The organism is Salinivibrio sp. YCSC6 (assembly GCF_004916735.1).
In the GTDB taxonomy this organism is placed as follows: domain Bacteria; phylum Pseudomonadota; class Gammaproteobacteria; order Enterobacterales; family Vibrionaceae; genus Salinivibrio; species Salinivibrio proteolyticus.
In genome coordinates, this window is the sequence record NZ_CP039516.1 from 346,938 (window position 1) to 366,077 (window position 19,140).

Consider the following 19,140-nt stretch of genomic DNA (forward strand, 5'->3'; position numbering starts at 1 on the left):
GATGAGTACGTATGCCGAGCTGGTATGTTGCAGCAACTTTTCCTTTCTTGAGGGAGCCTCACACCCGGAAGAGCTGGTGGCGCAAGCGGCAACATTGGGCTATCAAGCGATCGCGATCACCGATGAATGCTCGGTCGCAGGCGTGGTGCGTGCGTATAAAGCTCAGCGTGATTATCCGCAGCTTTCGCTGATCATTGGCAGTCGCTTTCGTCTGCAGGCGTTAGATGTTGTTCTACTGTGTCCCACTCAAGCGGCTTACCAAGAGCTGTGTCGGATTATCACCAATGCGCGGCGACGCAGTCACAAAGGTGACTACCAGCTGAGCGAGTGGGATCTGATGTCGGTGCGTCATGGCATAGTGCTATGGCTACCCAGTGGCGCGGAGAGCGATCATCATTGGGCGACGTGGCTGCTGCGTTATCATGCTGAGCGCTTGTATCTGGCCGTGCGGCGCGATCTAGCGGATAACGACCATCCGTATTTGGCGCACTGTCGCATGCTGGCAAGCCAGTATGCGCTTCGTGTGACAGCATGTGGTGATGTGCTGATGCATCACCCTGAGCGGCTGGCGTTACATCATACCTTAACGGCGATTCGACATCGTCAACCGGTGGCGACGTTGGGGCGGACATTATTGCCCAATGCAGAGCGCGCCTTACGCCCGTTGCCTAAATTACACGCTTTATTTCCCCCTGAGTGGCTGGCGGAAAGTGCCAAGATTGCCGCCCAGTGTAAGTTTTCCTTGGCTAGCCTTAAATACAGCTACCCCAAAGAAGTGGTGCCGACTGGCGAGTCTGCGATGGCGTATCTGCGTGAGGCGGTCAAGCAAGGCGCACAGCAGCGTTTCCCCAAGGGGGTGCCCAGTGACGTGGGAGCCACCATTGAAAAAGAGCTCGCGCTTATCGAGGCGCTGGATTACCCGTATTACTTTTTGACCATTTACGATCTAGTACGCTTTGCCCAGTCGCGTGGGATCTTATACCAAGGGCGCGGCTCGGCGGCGAACTCGGTGGTGTGTTATTGCTTAGGGATCACCGCGGTGGATCCGTGCAAAGTCGATGTGCTGTTTGAGCGCTTTATTAGCAAAGAGCGCGACGAGCCGCCGGATATTGATGTGGACTTTGAGCACCAGCGCCGTGAAGAAGTGATCCAGTATTTGTATCAAAAATATGGCCGTGAGCGGACCGCCCTAGCGGCAACCGTGATCCGTTATCGGCTTAAAAGTGCATTGCGCGATGTGGGCAAAGCGTTGGCGATCCCCGCTAGCCAGATTGATTTTTTTATTCAAAACCTCAATCGGCGCGATAAAACCCAGCCTTGGACGCAGCAACTTCAGCAGTTGGGCCTCGATCCTAAAAGTGCGAAAAGCCAACAATGGCTGTCGCTGACCCAGACATTGATCGGCTTTCCGCGCCACCTTTCTCAGCATGTGGGTGGCTTTGTGATTGCAGATGGGCCTTTGTATGAGTTGGTGCCGGTGGAAAATGCGGCGATGGCAGAGCGGACGGTGATCCAGTGGGATAAAGACGATCTGGAAACACTGCATCTGATGAAAGTCGACGTACTGGCGCTGGGTATGCTCACCGCGATTCGACGTACCTTTGATTTGATTGCCCAAACCGGTGGCCCTCGCTTGAGTTTGGCGTCGATCACCCAACAAGGCGACGATCCGGCGGTGTTTGCACGCATTCAGCACGCCGATACCGTCGGAGTGTTTCAAATTGAGTCGCGAGCACAAATGAGTATGCTGCCGCGGCTCAAACCGGCTTGTTATTATGATTTGGTAATCCAAATTGCCATTGTCCGCCCCGGTCCGGTTCAAGGTGACATGGTGCATCCGTATCTAAAGCGCCGCGACGGGGAAGAAGCGGTGAGCTACCCGTCCAAAGCGGTTGAGCAGGTGCTGGCGCGTACGCTCGGAGTGCCCATTTTTCAAGAGCAGGTTATCAAACTGGCGATGGTGGCGGCCGGCTTTTCCGGTGGAGAAGCGGATCAGCTGCGCCGCGCGATGGCGGCCTGGAAGAAAAAGGGCGGACTGGCGCCATTTCGCGACAAATTGATCGCAGGGATGACTGCGCGAGGCTATCGCGCCGACTTTGCCGAGCAGCTTTACCGGCAAATCTGTGGGTTTGGTGATTATGGCTTTCCAGAGAGCCACTCGGCTTCGTTTGCGGTTTTGGCCTATGTCTCAGCGTGGCTAAAGCATTATTATCCCGCCGCGTTTTACACCGGCTTGCTTAATAGCCAGCCGATGGGGTTTTACTCACCGTCACAATTGATGCAAGACGCCACGCGCCATCAGGTGCCTGTGTTGCCGGTTTGTGTGCAACACTCGGGAGCGGATCATTGCTTAGAAAAGGTTGGCGAACAGTGGGGCGTGCGGCTGGGGTTGCGGTTAGTCAAAGGATTAAGCATGGCGGCAATAGACCGATTGCTGGCCCATCGTCCAGAGACGGGATTTACGTCTTTGTCGGCACTGCAAGGGATTCATCTTGACCGCGATGCCTATCAAGCCCTAGCCAGTAGTGGCGCATTGGCAGCGCTGGCTGGTAACCGCTTTCAGGCGCGCTGGGCGCTGATGGATCAGCAGCGGCAGTTGCCGTTACTCGCCGCCAGTGACGATGAGGTGGCGTTGCCTCATTCGCCTTCCCAGTGGCAGAACGTGATTGAAGATTACGCGGCCTTGGGGCTGTCGCTCACCGATCATCCCATTCGTTTGATGGCGCAAGCCGGCACGCTGGGGCGTTTTACCCGTGGTGTTGAGTTATCACAGTGTGCATCGCAAAGCTGGGTCGCGGTAGCGGGGGTGGTGACGGGCAAGCAATCCCCCGGTACGGCCAGTGGCGTAACCTTTGTCACCTTGGAAGACGATACGGGCAATATCAATGTGGTGGTTTGGGCGGGGACGGCACGGGCGCAATCCCGTGCTTTTATGCAAGCCAAGGTGTTGAAAGTGCATGGCATTGTCGAGCGACAGGGCGAGGTGGTGCACGTGATTGCCGGTAAGTTGATTGACCTTACCCCGACGCTCACCACCTTGTCGGTGGCCGCGCGTGAATTCCGTTAACGCGACGCGCTAACCGCGTCGGGACAGGTGGGCGCCGGACACGCGGCTACCGCTTGAATACGCTGGCGATGTAGCTCATCACGAATCGCCGCCCCTTTAAAACCTGCGTCGACAATTGGCTTAACCTCTACCTGTTGCGCGCAAGCAAAGCGCTCGCGTAAGGCGTCGGCTTGTGGGTAGTGATAGTTCTCACGTCCCTTGCGGCCACGGACATCGGCCAAACACGCCAAGGCCAGTTGCTCGACCCGCTCGGGCTTGCGCCACGCATCGATCTGATTAAACAGCGCTACCCAATGCTCAGGGCTGAGTTGATCGCACTTATGAATTTTGGAGTGGTGAGCACTGACCACTAGGGCCAAATCCCGATAGGCGTTGGGGATACGTAGTCGCTCGCACAGATCTTTAATCACGGGCAGCCCGCGATCGCCGTGGCCGCGATGGCCGGGCAAGATGGAGGCAGGGGTGAGGGCCTTACCGAGATCATGGACTTGTGCGGCAAAGCGGATGGCTTTGTCGTCGGTCAATGAGGCAGCATAACGGCTGACCATTTCCGTGTGGATGCCGGTGTCGATTTCAGGGTGCCAGTTGGCTGGATTCGGCACGCCGTACAGGGCGTCGATTTCAGGAAGTACTACCGCTAGGGCACCGCAATCGCGCAGCACAGCAAGAAACACATCGGGACAATCACTGCCAAGTGCTTTTTCCCACTCGCGCCAAACCCGCTCAGGGGTGAGGTGGGCGAGTTCGCCCTTGGCGACCATCGTTTTCATCAGCGCTAAGGTGTCGTCGGCAAGAGTAAAGCCGAGCGGCGCAAAACGAGCCGCAAACCGCGCCACTCTGAGAACCCGCAATGGGTCTTCGCTAAAGGCAGGCGAGACATGGCGCAAAATCCGGTTGTGTAAATCTTGCTGACCGCCATACGGGTCAATCAAGCTGCCATCTTCGTCTTGGGCAATGGCGTTAATGGTGAGATCGCGGCGCTGAAGGTCCGCTTCCAGTGAGATATCTGGTGAGAAGTCGCAAATAAACCCGGTGTAGCCTTGGCCTGATTTACGCTCGGTACGGGCGAGGGCATATTCTTCGTGTGTGGTCGGGTGTAAAAACACGGGGAAGTCTTGGCCGACTTGCTGGTAACCGGCCGCTTGCATTTGCTCGACGGTCGCGCCCACGACCACCCAATCTTTATCTGTGACCGGCAAGCCTAATAGCGCATCACGTACTGCTCCGCCGACAAGATAATGTTTCACACGAGACTCCTTGTTTGGATTAACCTTGGAGCCCGGCATGGCGACCATGCTGACTCCGATTTCTTTCCCAAGTATACATATTGAAATGCAGCACGGATATTTTGTGCCTGAAAACTGGCGTGGCGGGTGCAATAAAAAAGGCCGCCGAGGCAGCCTTTTTCAGTCATTATGCCCAGCCGTCACGGCGACGTTTTTTGCGTGGGATAAGGTGTGGCAGCACAAGGCCAAACAGTAAGCCGCCGCCGGCCACCATGCCGCCGTAGGTAAACCAGCGCATCAGCAGGTCGTCTTTTTGGGTATCAATCTTGGCGCGCAGTGCACGAATTTCACTTTGTGCCTCAATCAACTTCTTGTTGAGCTCACTGCTGTGTGCTTCCAGCTTCGAAATTTGTTCGTTGCGTTTTGCTAGCGATTCAACCAAGCCTTTTTGCTGTGCTTTGGCATCATCTTGAGCGCTGGCTAGCGCGGATTTAACCCTTTTCAGCTCCGCTTCTAGTGCAGGCAGTCGCTCCTTTAAGCCCGGTTGCGTGGTGACGTAATCACTTTTTACCCAGCCTTTACGGCCACGGCTATCAACCACTTGGGTATAACCTGCATCGCGGTCGCGGCTTAATACGGTAATTTTATCGCCCGCATCGACGCTACCAATAATGCGATATTGTGTACCTGGACCAGAATGCATGTAGGTAAACAATTCGTCGGAAATATAGTTTTCTGCCATTGCACGGGGGGCCACAAGTACAATCAGCAACATAAGAGCGGAATACAGGTGTTTCACGTCTGGGGTCCTTTGCGTTTTTTCAGTATGGGACACATCGCCTTTGTTGCGCATAGTGCCATAGGCCAAAAGGAAAGGGGAGCCATGCTCCCCTTTTTTTGACCGTGATTTGACATCACTCGCTCAGTTTACGCAAATGCAGCGGTCATCACATGGTAAAAGATCACAGCTAGCAAAGCGCCAGCCGGTAGCGTGATAAGCCAAGAAGCGACAATGTTGCGCACTACGCCTAAATTGAGCGCGGCAATACCACGGGCAAAGCCGACGCCGAGCACCGCCCCCACCAAGGTTTGGGTGGTCGAGATAGGCAGCCCTGTCCCTGAGGCCAGCACCACGGTACTTGCGGTCGCTAGTTGTGCGGCAAAACCACGGCTTGGGGTGAGCTCAGTAATGCCTGAACCCACGGTGGCCATCACGCGGTGTCCGAGCGTAGCCAAACCGACTACGATCCCGATGCCGCCCATAGGCAGAATCCACCAAGCAATGTGTGCTTTTTCCGCGACTTCACCAAGGTTTTGTACCGTGGCCACAATCGCTGATAGAGGACCAATTGCGTTAGCCACATCATTGGAACCATGAGCGAATGCCATTGCACAAGCGGTGACGACCATCAACAAACTGAAAATACGCTCAACGCCTTGAAAGCCTTGATTCTCGTCGCCGCGATATTTACGGGAAATATAGTACACCCCATAGAACATGATCAGTGCAGAAAGCACGATAGACGCACTGACAGCTTCAAAGGTGGAGAGGTGAAGACCAACGTGTTTGAGGCCTTTTTTAATGGTTACCATCGCGATGATAAACGCAGTGATAAACATATAAATGGGAACAAAGCGTTTGGCGTTTAGCACCGGATGATCGGTATCGAAGATAAGGCGTTGTGCACTGAGGAAGATGAGGTAGGCAAAGATGCCCGAGATAAGCGGTGTGATAATCCAACTGCCCACAATGCTTTGTACGGTGTGCCAATCCACTGCCTCAGAACCGACGGACAGGCAGGCAAAGCCAATAATGGCACCAATAATAGAGTGGGTCGTCGAGACCGGCCAGCCCATGTATGAGGCAAGGAGCAACCAAGTGCCAGCAGCCAGCAGGGCTGACATCATACCAAACACCAACTCAAGCGGTTGATCCGCGTAGAGTGCGGTGTCAATTACCCCCTTTCGGATGGTGTCTGTTACCTCGCCGCCAGCAAGATAAGCGCCAGCAAATTCAAAAATCATGGCAACAATAATGGCTTGTTTCACGGTCAGCGCTTTAGAGCCGACCGACGTGCCCATTGCATTGGCGACGTCGTTGGCGCCGATACCAATTGCCATTAAAAAACCAAAAGCCGCGGCGACCATAATTAAAATGGTCCCGTGATTCATCAGGATTTCCATTGTAGTACCTTGTTATTACATCACTCGGTTAGGAACGGGAAAGCATCACCTCTAAGCGCGCGCCAACACGCTGCGCTTGATCGGCGATTTCACCGACCCACTCAAGGATTTTGTACAAGAACATGACGTCGACCGGGTTATATTCGTGTTCGACAGCCATCAATGCTTGGCGAAGTTGGATTTGCATGGAGTCGGTATCGTCTTCAATCACATCCAACTGATGAATCATTTCTGCCACCAAGGTCACTTCGCGGCCTTTGAACCCAGTTTCTAGTAACTCTTCCAGTTCATTGATCACACGGCGTGCTTGATCGGCTGCATCCAAACAACGCTGGACGTAGGCGATAAAGGCATCATTCATCGAGGGGGGCATACGGAGCTGACGGCCAATCACGCGGCCAGCGATATCCTTTGCCAAGTTTGCCAACTTATCCTGTTGGGTGAGCAGCTCCAGCATGTCTGTCCGATCAACAGGCATAAAGAGACCGCGGGGAAGTTTGAGTCGTATATTGCGTTTCAGTGTATCTGCGTCTTTCTCAATATCAGAAATTTGCTGACGCAGTTGGTTAGCCTGTTCCCAATCTTGACGCTCACAGGCGTTAAAAAAAGGAATGAGTAACGCACAGCAATCGTTCACACGATTAACATGGCGTTGTAAGGGTTTAATTGGGCTTTTTGCAAACAGCCCGACAATTGTATTTACTGGCATAGCCGTAATCTACCTGGTTGCCTCGTGCCCAGAGGGCAAAATGGAGGCCAAACGTTCAACGATGGTATATCGGAGCGGCGAATGGTAGCGCAGAACATTGGTTAAAGAAACAGCTTTTGTGATCTCACCCTCATTGCGCCTGATCAAGCCTTATAACTCCAGTACTTGCCGACAGGATCAATTGTTCATATCCTTGTCTGGCAATTGGCTATAGGTACCCGTATGGACACTGAGATAGAGCTCAAGTTTTTTGTCTCTTCTGACTTCTCTCACCGCATTCGCGATAAAATTGTCGGTGTAAAGCAGCTACAGCAGAGCCAGCGCGAGCTGGGAAACATCTACTTTGATACGCCAGATTTTACCCTACGCAAACACGATATCGGTTTGCGGGTGCGCCGCTTTGACGGCGTTTATATTCAAACGCTGAAAACGGCGGGCCGGGTGGTCGCTGGGCTACATCAACGCCCAGAGTACAACGCCGAGCTTAACGGACCTGAGCCGGACCTTTCTTTGATCCCGGTCGAAGCATGGCCCGATGGATTAGATATACAAGCACTTGCGAGTCAACTTCAGCCGCTATTTTCGACTGATTTTGTGCGCCGTCAGTGGCTTTTGGCAACCGAAGACGGCAGCCAGATCGAACTGGCCTGTGATCAAGGCGAAGTGTCGACGGATGCGGGCGATAAAGACGTGATTTCTGAGGTTGAACTGGAGTTGATTTCTGGTCAAACCGATGCGTTGTTCTCACTGGCGCGTAACTTGGCTGATGAAGGCGGCGTGCGTCTTGGGAATTTAAGCAAGGCTGCGCGTGGCTATCGTTTAGCAACGGGTTACCAAGGCGATCCGGTCACGGCACTATCGATTGTGAAGTTACGTGATGACGACTCTCAAGAGAAAGCGCTGATCCGTATTTTGGAGCATGCGCTCAGCCATTGGCATTATCATGAGCAAATCTATATTGAGCGAGAATCGCTCGATGCGCTGCAAGAAATTCGCTATGCGGTATTACTGATCCGTCAAGCGCTTGCGTTGTTTGGTAGCGTGGTGCCTCGCCGTGCTAGCACCCTTTTGCGTCAAGAGCTGCAATGGTTTGAAGGCGAGTTAGCTTGGCTTGACCATGCCACTGCCATTGCACGTTTGTGCGAGGATAAGGGGCAATATTTACGCAAACTTAATGCCCGTAAATCCTTGGTTAAGGCGCTGAAAGAAAAGCACGAAACCTTGCCTGAGCGAGAAGACGTGGTTGCGCTGCTCCATGCATCACGTTACTGCAACTTGCTGTTGGATTTAAGTCGTTGGATTTTATCCAAAGGGTGGCAGCCTTTCTTGGATGACAAAGCGGAAGAAAAGCTTGCCCAGCCCATCCAACACTTTGCCGATAAAGCCTTGCCGGATTCTTGGCAAGAGCTGTTGGCGGTTTTTGATGAGACGAAAACCCTGACGCGGCACGACTATTTTGATCAGTATCCAAGACTGCAACGCAACTTGTTACTGGGTACCTGCCTCGCGTCTTTGTTTGATAAAAGCCGGCGCAAAGCGTTCCGCCTGCCTTGGCTGGATATGTTACAAGGCATCGAAGAGCTGCGTTTGCTCGAGCCTGTGCGTGAACTGGTGGCAGAGCTGGACGACGACGAAGATAAGAAGCAAGCAGAAAAATGGTTGGCGCGTAAAGAAGAGTCGTTATTACACGCGATGACGCAAAGTCGCCAAACAGGCCTGACGCTTACCCCCTATTGGCAAGATTAAATGCCTTCTTATAAAAGCAGCTCAAAGAGCTGCTTTTTTTATACTGCGCGTGCGATCGCAAATTGAATAACGATCTTCTCCAAGCGAAAAGAAACGCAATCTACATCAAAACGCTAGCCTACTTGGTTAGTTATAACCGCGCGGTGAGGTATCAGGGGCATCTGTTGTGCTGATTAACTTATCATTATTGAATATGGATGTGGGCAATTATCACAAATAAGGTAAACAAGGGTTTAGTCATCGCCGGATTTACCGATATAACGAATTGTCGAGAATAATTATCGCCCGCCTCGTAGGGTCGCGAGTCAGCATTGATGTGGGCATGGAGTGTGCAGGATTATGGCGAAACATAGCTTCTATGCATGGGAAAAACCAGTGACCAATCTGCGTTTAGTTCCCAAGCTGGTTATTTTGATGGTATTTAGCACCGTGTTGTTGGTGGGTAAGCAATTATGGGATGCACAAACATTCCGTCAATCCGTGGTGGATTTTACCCTCAAACAGACACAAGAACTGGCGCGCTCGGGCGCTGCCATGACCAAAGCATTGATGGCGCAGCCTGACGGTGAGCGGCTGATGCGAGAAGCGGTCGAGAGTATGAATGCCGAGTTTAACGAAGGTGCCTATTTGTACTTGGTGAATGATAAAAAGCGTCAGGTGTGGGCACACCCTTCAATGACCCAATTCGCTGAGCTACGCGTGCCAGATGATCACCAAGATAGTGACGTGGCTGACCTATTTCTCAATCAATCTAGCGCATTCAGCTATACGGTGTATGACGGTGCACGACATGGTTATGCGGTGCCTGTTGCCGGCAGTGATTGGTGGATTGTTGCCTCGCAGCCAACGTCGGAAGCCCAGTCGTATTATCACGACTATATGATCCAAATAGCTTGGCAGACGGCACTGATGATTGTCTCCTTTATGGTCATTTTGCTGGGTGGCTCCAATATTATGCTGCGGCAAATCAATTACCTCACCGATCGAATTCGGGCCTTGGCGCAGCGAGATTTAAGCGAGCCAATTGAGATGAACAGTCGTGATGAATTTGGTGATCTGGCGCGTGAGCTTGAGACGTCTCGCCAACAACTGGTGGATGTGATTGATGCGCAGCGTCAAGCCGCTGATGAGTTGTCATCATTAGCAGAGATTATGACCATCAGTATGGCGGAGACCAAGGAATCTGCGCAGGAACAGTTTGCCGAAATCGATCAGCTTGCCTCAGCGATGAGTGAGATGAGTGCCACGGTGCAGAATGTGGCTGAACATACGCGTGAAGCCTCGAAAGCCACTGAAGCGTCGAATGAACAGGCGGCGAGTGGTCAGCGCTATGTGGGAACGACCATCAACACCATTAACGAGCTGTCGAGTGACATTAGTCAGTCATCACACGTAGTGAGCCAAGTTGAATCGCAAGTGGAAAAAATTGGCACTGTGGTTGTCACTATTCAAGGGATTTCTGAGCAGACCAATTTGCTGGCTCTCAATGCCGCAATAGAAGCGGCGCGTGCTGGGGATAGCGGACGTGGATTTGCGGTGGTGGCTGATGAAGTGCGTAAGTTGGCACAACATACCCAAGAGGCGACAGTGGAAATTCAGGATATGATCACCCAATTGCAGCAAAGTGCACAACAAGCAGTGAGCTTGATGGAGCGCAGTGTGAGTGAGGCTGATAGCAGTGTTGATTCGGTCAGCCAAGCGGGCGGGGAACTCGATCAAATCGTGGCGCAGATCCGTTCTCTCAATGACATGAATTTCCAAATTGCTTCGTCGTCTGAACAACAAGCTTCGGTCGCGGGTGAAATGAACCAAAATCTCACCAATGTGAAAGAGCTGGTGCAAGCTTCGGTGACCGTGGTCACCGAGTTGCATGAAACTGCAGAAATGGTGGAGCAAAGTGCCCAATCGCTTAATGAAAAAATTGGCGCATTCAAGATTTAATCGACGCGTTTTTCACACTCTGGAACGGCCCGCTGCGCATGCGGGCCGTTTTTTGTTAATGTCAAAGCAGGATAGCGCAACAAGGAATCACCATGGCTTTGCCTGATATGCTCGCCCCAACCATCAATCATCATCTCTCCCAGCTTGAAGCGCACTGTGCAGAGGCATTAGCGCGCTGGCAAGGCAGTGCCCGCGAGCAACTCGAGCGGGCGCTTGGATGCAGTGAATTTATTGCGGCTGCCTTATTACAGCAAGCCGGTTTATTGGACTGGTTATACCAACATCGCGATGATCCATGTCGCGCGAGTCAGTACTCACCCTTATTAGCCCAAGCACTTGAATCGGTTGACGATGAAGCCGCGTTCCATCGCGTGTTGCGTCAGGTGCGCCAACAAGAGCTGGTGTGGATTGCTTGGCAAGATATCCAAGGTAATTGGTCAGTAGAACAAAGTTTGCAGCATCTATCGGCATTGGCTGAGGCGCAAATACTGGCTGCCTATCAATGGCTTTATGCGCATTGCATTCAGTCGTGGGGCACGCCAATGAATGCGGAAGGCGAGGCGCAACCTATGTTGATCCTTGGTATGGGAAAACTGGGTGGCGGTGAGCTGAACTTTTCCTCAGATATCGATTTAATTTTTACCTATCCCGACAATGGCGAAACGCAAGGTGCGCGACGCAGTATCGCCAATGCGCAGTTCTTTACCCGATTAGGGCAACGCTTGATTAAAGCGCTCGACCAACCGACCGTGGATGGTTTTTGCTATCGGGTTGATATGCGTTTGCGCCCCTTTGGCGATAGTGGTCCTTTGGTCATGAGCTTTGCTGCGCTCGAAGATTACTATCAAGAACAAGGTCGGGATTGGGAACGTTATGCGATGATCAAAGCGCGGGTGATGGGCAAAGAGCAATACAATTGCTATCAAAGCTTGCGTCAGATGTTGCGTCCGTTTGTCTTTCGTCGCTATATCGACTTTAGTGCCATTCAAGCCCTGCGTCGTATGAAGCAGTTAATTCAGCGTGAGGTCCGTCGACGCGGCTTGACGGACAATATTAAATTAGGCGCCGGCGGTATTCGCGAAATTGAGTTTATTGCCCAATCTTTTCAGCTGATCCGCGGGGGCCGAGAGCCGACTTTGCGTCAGCGCGGCTTGTTAGAGACCTTGGCGGCACTGGATGAGCTGGCGTTATTACCCGCTAACGATGTGGCGCAGTTGAAGGCCGCGTACCTTTACTTGCGTCGGATAGAAAACCTGCTGCAAGCGATTGACGATAAACAAACCCAAACGCTTCCAGAGACGGAGCTTGATCGAGCACGTCTGTGTGCGGCGTTAAATGAATCGGATTGGTCATCCTTGGTCGCTAAAATTCACCAGCATATGCATGCGGTCCATCAGGTGTTTTCTGGCTTGATTGGGGATGATGAGCAAGAAGGCGATGCCGACGTTGATAGCGAATATCATGATTTGTGGGCGATGGCGCGGGATCCCGATAATGCGAATCTGATCTTGGCCGATCTTGGCGTGCCAGAGACCAACATCGCGGATCAATTGTTGAGCTTTAAGCAAGAGCTGGCAAAGCGGACCTTGGGTCCGAGAGGTCGGGATGTGCTAAACCGCCTTATGCCAGTATTACTCAGTAAATTACTGGCGCAGCCTCATCCTGAACGTGTACTGCCGCACATTACCCATTTATTGGTCAATATTGCGACACGCACGACCTACCTTGAGCTTCTGGACGAGCACCCTAGCGCCATTGACCAAGTCCTACGCTTATGTGCCGCGAGTCCCTTGGTTGCAGAAAAGCTTGCCCGTTACCCCATGCTGTTAGATGAGCTATTGGATTTAACCCATCTCTATCAACCGTTAGCACCCGACGCGTATCGGAGTGAGCTTGGGGATTATCTGGCGCGGATCCCGGTTGAAGATATGGAACAGCAGATGGAAGCGGTGCGTCAATTCAAGCAGACCCAGTTACTGAAAATTGCCGCCGCTGATATTGCGGGGGTATTGCCGGTGATGCGAGTGAGCGACCACTTAACCTATTTAGCCGAAGCGATTGTGGAGGCGGTGGTGAATCAAGCGTGGTACCAAATGACCGAAAAATATGGTCAGCCCACGCATTTAACTGACCGTGAAGGGCGCGGCTTTGCCGTGGTCGGCTATGGCAAAGTCGGCGGTTGGGAATTAGGTTATAACTCCGATTTGGATGTGGTGTTTTTGCATGACTGTCCAAGCCATATAGAAACCGACGGCCGCAAGGTGATCGATGGCCGTCAGTTTTATTTACGACTGGCGCAACGCATTGTGCATCTTTTCTCAACCCGCACGGCATCTGGGGTGTTATATGAAATTGATACCCGTCTGCGTCCCTCGGGCACCTCAGGAATGTTGGTCAGTACCTTAGAAGCCTATGCGGATTACCAGCAAAATGAAGCGTGGACCTGGGAGCATCAGGCGCTAGTGCGTGCGCGCATGATCTATGGCGATCCGTCTTTAAGCCGAGCATTTTCTGAGGTTCGTCAGCGTATTCTTACCATCCCAAGAGACCCAGAGACACTGCGTGAGCAGGTCTCGTCGATGCGAGAGAAGATGCGCCAGCACGCGCACCGACATGACCCAGCCGTGTTTGCGATTAAGCAAGATAAAGGTGGGATTACGGATATTGAGTTTCTGGCACAGTATTTGGTGTTAAGCCATAGCCAGCAGTATCCGGCCTTAACGCGCTACAGCGATAATGCGCGTATTTTTGAACAAGCCGGAGAGACGGGGGTGATGCCAACATCACAAGCTTTGGCACTGAAAGAGGCGTATACCGGTATGCGTAATGCGCTTCATCGCAGCCATCTTGCTGGTGAATCAGGCGTGGTGCCTCAAAGCGAATTTGTGACGCAAAGAGAGGTGGTCGAACAGGCTTGGCATCAGTGGTTAGGTCAGCCGTAGCCGCAAAAAGGGCCGCGCGAGCAGCCCTTTTTTAACTCAATACAACGAAGGCTCACCTTCGGGGCGTGTTTTAAAGCGTCGGTGTAGCCACATGTATTGCTCTGGGGCGCGAAGAATTAAACGCTCAACCGCTTGGTTGGTAACCACGGCGGCTTCATGGGCGTCTTTAGGAAAGTGTTTGATTGGCGCCTCTATCTTAACGTGATACTGCCCATTGCGTCGTTGGCGTATCACCGAAAAAGGCACCACGGTTGCGTGACCGGCAGTGGCGAGCAAGCTCGTCCCTGTGGTGGTACAGGCTTTTTCGACCGCAAAGAGCGGCGCAAAGGTTGAGCGGCGTCGGCCATAGTCATGGTCGGGGGCGTACCACATCCGGTGCCCCTCTTTGAGGTAGCGGATCATGGATTTGACGTCTTTTCGATCTACGCCAATGTTACGTTTCATTCGGCCCCGAAACTGGAACCAGTCATAGACAGGGTTAGTATTGGGGCGGTAAACGCCAACGCCAGGTGTTTGGTCACTAAGGCCACGTGCGCCGATTTCTAGATTGAGTGAGTGGACGGCGATCAGCAAAACCCCTTTACCTTGCTTTTCCAGATCAATCAGAGTGTCCAACCCTTCAATGGTGACATGCTTGTTGATTCGCCACTTGGGCCAAAACCACGCCATACCAGTTTCGAACAAGGCAAGCCCCGAATTCGCAAAATTTTCTTTGACCATCGCGGCACGCTCAGCGCGGGTCATTTCTGGGAAGCAGAGCGCAAGGTTACGATCGGCGATGCCAACGCGGCGTTTCATCAGCGTATACATGAGTCGACCCAGACCGCGGCCCAAATAAAACTGGACGCGATAAGGAAGCCAACTTGCCAGATACATGAATCCGACACCAAGCCAAGTATGCCAATACCGAGGGTGAACAAACCCAATCCGAAAAGTGGGCGCTGAAAAATCGCTCATAGCGTTAATGACTCATGAAAACCAAAACCAGAAGGGGCCGAGAGGCTTGCGCTATTGTAGAGCAAAATTAAAAAGCTGTCCCGCCACAATCGTGCGCGAACCTGCCTCATTGTGACGGTATCGAAATGTTTTTGCGTGTTTTTTGTACGGTGCGCCATCTGACAATAGGTCATTTTTATTGGGGCTGTGCTACTATCGCCCAGTAACGACAGTATCGGAGAACCAGATGAAACTTAGCCTTCCTGACTACAGCCAAGCCCAAGTCTTGGTCGTGGGTGATGTGATGCTTGATCGCTATTGGTATGGCCCAACGGGGCGAATTTCGCCTGAGGCACCTGTACCTGTAGTGAAGATCAATCAAACAGAAGAGCGCCCCGGTGGCGCAGCTAACGTTGCCATGAACATCGCTGCGTTAGGGGGTCATACCCAACTCATTGGTTTGACAGGCAAGGATGAGCAGGCCGATGCGCTCACGCAGAAACTTCACTCGCTCAAGGTTGCGTGTGATTTTGTCGCGCTCGATTCCCACCCCACGATTACTAAGTTGCGGGTGATGAGTCGCAACCAGCAACTGATCCGTCTTGATTTTGAAGAGGGATTTGATGGCGTGGATGTGGCTCCTATGTTGGCAAAAGTCGAAGCGGCTTTACCGCAATGTCAGGCCATGATTTTGTCCGATTACGCGAAAGGTGCACTGTCGCAAGTCCAACCCTTGATTCAGGCGGCCAAGCAAGCCGGTGTAACCACCTTGGTGGATCCGAAAGGTACTGATTTTGAGCGCTATCGCGGTGCCAGCTTATTAACCCCAAATATGGCTGAGTTTGAAGCGGTTGCTGGACGGGTAGACAGTGATGAAGACTTGGTCGAAAAAGGCGTTGCGCTGATTGAAAAATATCAGTTGGGTGCATTATTGGTGACCCGCAGTGAACACGGTATGACGCTACTTCGCCCCGATGTCGCCCCACTGAATCTGCCGACACTGGCCAAAGAAGTTTATGATGTGACCGGGGCCGGCGATACTGTGATTTCGGTATTGGCGGCATCGTTGGCAGCGGGCAAGCCCATCGAAGAGGCCTGCGCACTGGCGAATGCGGCGGCTGGTGTAGTGGTCGGTAAACTCGGTACCTCTACCTTATCGACCATTGAGTTGACCGAAGCGATTCATGGCTCGCACGAATCTGGGTTTGGTGTCACCACAGAAGCGCAGTTGATTGAGGCGGTGAAAGTCGCCAAAGGGCGCGGTGAAAAAGTGGTGATGACCAATGGCTGCTTTGACATTTTACATGCTGGCCATGTGGCATACCTGAATGAAGCCGCCAAACTGGGAGATCGTCTGATTGTGGCGGTGAATACCGACGCATCGGTTCAAGCCTTGAAAGGGCCTGGACGTCCCGTCAACCCGACTGACCGACGTATGGCGGTATTGGCTGGCTTGGGGGCGGTCGACTGGGTGGTGCCCTTTAGTGAAGAAACACCTGCGCGCCTGATTGGTGCTGTCTTGCCAGATCTATTGGTCAAAGGCGGCGATTATCAGGTTGATGAGATCGCGGGTGCTGAGGCGGTGATGGATAACGGTGGTGAGGTAAAAGTGCTGAATTTTGAAGACGGCTGTTCCACCACTGAAATCATTGAGTCAATTCGTCGCGGTCAATAAAACCGAGCGAGTAACCGTCAATAAAAAAAGGTGCCTGAGGGCACCTTTTTAGATCAAAGTTAGCGGCTAAGGCTTAGCGCTTTTCAATCAAGCCTTTGTTGATTTCTAGCAAGTCCTGCTCGCTAAGTGTCCCCACGGCTTGACGCAACTGAAGGCGGCTTAAGATGTAGTCGTAACGCGCATTCGACAGGTTACGGTTGGCATCGTACAGGCGGCGTGTGGCGTCAAGGACATCCACAATGGTACGTGTGCCCACTTCAAAGCCAGCTTCTGTCGCTTCAAGGGCTGAACGCGCAGAAATGACCGTTTGTTCATAGGCACGCAAGGCACCGATAGAAGCATTAATGTCGTTATAGAAGGCGCGAACATCCTTAACGGTTGAACGGAACGTGGCTTCCAGGCTTTCCGAGGCTGCAACGTAGTTATATTGCGCTTTCTCAACATTCGCTGAGGTGCTTCCGCCCGTAAACAGCGGCAAACTAAAGGTGAGTCCGGCAGTCCCTTCGTTAGAATCGACTGAGCCTGGAGTATGCTGATTATCGACATCTGTCATGCCGTACTTAGCGCTAAACGTTAAAGTCGGAAGATGGCCAGACTCAGCTAGCTTGATTTGCTCTTTGGCAGTATCACGGGCAATACGGCTTGCCAACAGCTTCAAGTTTTTCTCTTCGGCAGTTTCAACCAACGCGGCTGGTTGCTGCTGAGGTTTACTCGCGCTAAAACGTGCGGTATCTAACACGCGCAAATCACGTGGCGCTTCGCCAGTGATCTCACGCAAGCCTTCATAGCTATTGGTGAGGGCATTCTGGGCCAAGATTTCGTCGGCGAGTACTGCGTCATATTGCGCTTGTGCATCGTGTACGTCGGTAATCGCGGAGAGCCCGACTTCGAAACGTTGTTTGGTTTGCTCAAGCTGACGGCCAACCGCCGCTTTCTCTGCTTTGACAAATTCCAGCTTGTCCATGGCACGGAGTACGTCAAAGTAGGCCTGTGCGACACGCAGCATCAAGCCTTGTTGTTGCGCGGCGTAAACGGCATCTAGCTGACGAGCTTGCATTTCGCTGATATCGAGGTTGATCCAGCTATCACGCTTAAAAATTTGTTGGCTTAGACTGATGTCTGCGCTGGTGGTGTTATTGTCACGCTGATCGTTGCTGTCATTGCGGGTAATCGAATAGCCGGCATTTAACCCAATTTGGGGTAGCAATGTACCGCGCGTTGCATCCACGGCTGAAAACGCAGCGTCACGTTCAGCGGCGGCTTGATTGAGTGTGGGATCACTTTGCTTCGCTTGTTGGTAAATTTGGGCGAGATCGTCGGCTAGAGCCACGGAGCTTAGGCTGCCGAGTGCCAAGCCTAAAGCCAAAGGGAGCAATTTTTTCATAGGTAGAATCCCTGAATTTGAGCTGTTCAATAAGAATACGACGACTAGCTTACCGCAATTATGCTTGCGTGAAACTGACAATTTGTTAAGACACTGAGTGTAAACTATCCAGTTTGCGATTGGGACTTAAAAATAGTTGTAACTTTTATCAAAAAAGTTAAGTTTAAGGTTTGCAGCGCAACCGTGCCAATGATAAGACTGCACCGCCACCACAAATAGCAAGGAGCGAGTATGTCCAGCCATCCCCCCGGTCAGTTTGGCCGTGAAGACATTGTGATTGAAGATATCTCACCATGCTATCAAGGGTTTTTCTCAATTCATCGCTATCAGTTTCGTCACCGATTGTTTAAAGGCGGTTGGAGTGGCACCGTGGTTCGCGAGTTGTTTGAGCGTGGTCATGCGGTGGCAGTGCTTCCCTATGACCCTGTGCGTGACGAAGTGGTTATGCTAGAACAAATTCGTGTCGGTGCGATGGCAGCTGGGGCTTCGCCATGGCAGCTTGAGATTGTTGCGGGCATGATGGATAAGCAAGAGTCTCCCGAGCAAGTGGCACATCGCGAGGCACGGGAAGAAGCCGGCCTTTTATTGCAGCAGATGGAGCGAGTGACTCGCTATTTATCCAGCTCCGGCGGCTGCTCGGAACAACTAGAGGTCTTTGTGGCGATTGTCGATGCGTCTGAAGCGGCTGGCGTGCACGGATTGGCAAGCGAAAATGAAGATATCTTGGTTCATCGATTCTCACGTCAACAGGCGTATCAAAAGGTCGTCGATGGCGAGATTGAAAACGCGGCATCCATCATTGCGCTGCAATGGTTGGAACTCAATGCTAGTCGGTTGCGTCAAAGCTATAATGAACAAAACAATCAATAAACAGTAGGTGTGTGTGAAAACAGATTATCGAGTCGACTTACCGGCGATGATGCGCCTGTATGAAACTAACTACGCCAAACTTGTCCGTTTAATGCCTAAACGCGACGAGGTGGGGCAAGTGTGTCGATACGATATTCAAGGACAGGAATATGCGTTGGTTGTCCGTGAGTCAACCCGTTACACCACCTTACTGGACATTGCCCAGCTCGGCAAAGGCCAAGCGCCCGACTACTTACGCGCGAATTTAACCGTGCGTCTATACCATGATGCACGTGTTGCTGAAGTGTGTACCACGCAGCAGATTTCACGGCTAAAACCGCGTTATGATTATCCGAATCCGCGCATGCATCAGCGCAATGAAAAACATCAGGTTAATGCATTTTTGTCTGATTGGCTGGCGCACTGTTTGCGCCGCGGCGTGACCGCCTCAGACTCCGTGTATAAATCATCGTTAAACTAA

13 protein-coding genes are annotated in these 19,140 nt (G+C 52.2%); 7 read left to right on the forward strand and 6 right to left on the reverse strand.

The annotated features are described in order from the left end of the window. Position 1 precedes the first annotated feature (1 nt). The gene (locus E8E00_RS01555; protein ID WP_096629965.1) at positions 2-3,067 is read left to right on the forward strand and encodes an error-prone DNA polymerase; all 3,066 of its coding nucleotides are present in this window, start codon (positions 2-4) and stop codon (positions 3,065-3,067) included. Here the strand turns inward: E8E00_RS01555 and E8E00_RS01560 are convergent. From E8E00_RS01560 to E8E00_RS01575, 4 genes are all read right to left on the reverse strand, one after another. Further along, complete coding sequence (locus E8E00_RS01560) at positions 3,064-4,353, reverse strand: multifunctional CCA addition/repair protein (RefSeq protein ID WP_371414229.1); 1,290 nt, start codon at positions 4,351-4,353, stop codon at positions 3,064-3,066. The genes E8E00_RS01555 and E8E00_RS01560 overlap by 4 nt on opposite strands. A 127-nt stretch (positions 4,354-4,480) precedes the next feature. Further along, positions 4,481-5,092 (reverse strand): TIGR04211 family SH3 domain-containing protein, encoded by a 612-nt coding sequence (locus E8E00_RS01565; RefSeq protein WP_096631521.1) that lies wholly within the window; start codon positions 5,090-5,092, stop codon positions 4,481-4,483. A 128-nt stretch (positions 5,093-5,220) separates the two neighbouring features. Continuing rightward, complete coding sequence (locus tag E8E00_RS01570; RefSeq protein WP_077641175.1) at positions 5,221-6,477, reverse strand: inorganic phosphate transporter; 1,257 nt, start codon at positions 6,475-6,477, stop codon at positions 5,221-5,223. A 28-nt stretch (positions 6,478-6,505) separates the two neighbouring features. Next, on the reverse strand, positions 6,506-7,186 hold the full coding sequence (locus tag E8E00_RS01575) for a TIGR00153 family protein (protein WP_069590816.1): 681 nt from the start codon (positions 7,184-7,186) through the stop codon (positions 6,506-6,508). Between the two features lie 222 nt (positions 7,187-7,408). Between E8E00_RS01575 and E8E00_RS01580 the strand changes: the two genes are divergently transcribed. From E8E00_RS01580 to glnE, 3 genes are all read left to right on the forward strand, one after another. Beyond that, entirely contained in the window at positions 7,409-8,932 is a 1,524-nt protein-coding gene (locus tag E8E00_RS01580) for an inorganic triphosphatase (protein ID WP_069590819.1), read from the forward strand. Between the two features lie 339 nt (positions 8,933-9,271). After that, entirely contained in the window at positions 9,272-10,873 is a 1,602-nt protein-coding gene (locus E8E00_RS01585; protein WP_077457560.1) for a methyl-accepting chemotaxis protein, read from the forward strand. 92 nt (positions 10,874-10,965) lie between these two features. Beyond that, positions 10,966-13,815: a bifunctional [glutamate--ammonia ligase]-adenylyl-L-tyrosine phosphorylase/[glutamate--ammonia-ligase] adenylyltransferase gene (gene glnE / locus E8E00_RS01590; protein WP_096629961.1), complete on the forward strand. Its 2,850-nt coding sequence runs from the start codon at positions 10,966-10,968 to the stop codon at positions 13,813-13,815. Between the two features lie 36 nt (positions 13,816-13,851). Here the strand turns inward: glnE and lpxL are convergent, their stop codons facing one another. Further along, positions 13,852-14,772, reverse strand: coding sequence for an LpxL/LpxP family Kdo(2)-lipid IV(A) lauroyl/palmitoleoyl acyltransferase (gene lpxL, locus E8E00_RS01595; RefSeq protein WP_077641171.1), 921 nt, complete (start codon positions 14,770-14,772; stop codon positions 13,852-13,854). Positions 14,773-14,998: 226 nt separating this feature from the next. Here lpxL and hldE point away from each other — a divergent pair, with 226 nt between their 5' ends. Beyond that, positions 14,999-16,426, forward strand: coding sequence for a bifunctional D-glycero-beta-D-manno-heptose-7-phosphate kinase/D-glycero-beta-D-manno-heptose 1-phosphate adenylyltransferase HldE (hldE, locus tag E8E00_RS01600; protein WP_077641170.1), 1,428 nt, complete (start codon positions 14,999-15,001; stop codon positions 16,424-16,426). A gap of 73 nt (positions 16,427-16,499) precedes the next feature. Here the strand turns inward: hldE and tolC are convergent, their stop codons facing one another. After that, a complete protein-coding gene (gene tolC / locus E8E00_RS01605; RefSeq protein ID WP_069589259.1) occupies positions 16,500-17,810 on the reverse strand; it encodes an outer membrane channel protein TolC in 1,311 nt (436 codons plus the stop codon). Positions 17,811-18,041: 231 nt separating this feature from the next. Between tolC and nudF the strand changes: the two genes are divergently transcribed. Both nudF and E8E00_RS01615 read left to right on the forward strand, forming a co-directional pair. Continuing rightward, entirely contained in the window at positions 18,042-18,680 is a 639-nt protein-coding gene (nudF, locus tag E8E00_RS01610) for an ADP-ribose diphosphatase (RefSeq protein WP_069589256.1), read from the forward strand. Between the two features lie 13 nt (positions 18,681-18,693). Further along, on the forward strand, positions 18,694-19,140 hold the full coding sequence (locus tag E8E00_RS01615; RefSeq protein ID WP_108742936.1) for a DUF1249 family protein: 447 nt from the start codon (positions 18,694-18,696) through the stop codon (positions 19,138-19,140).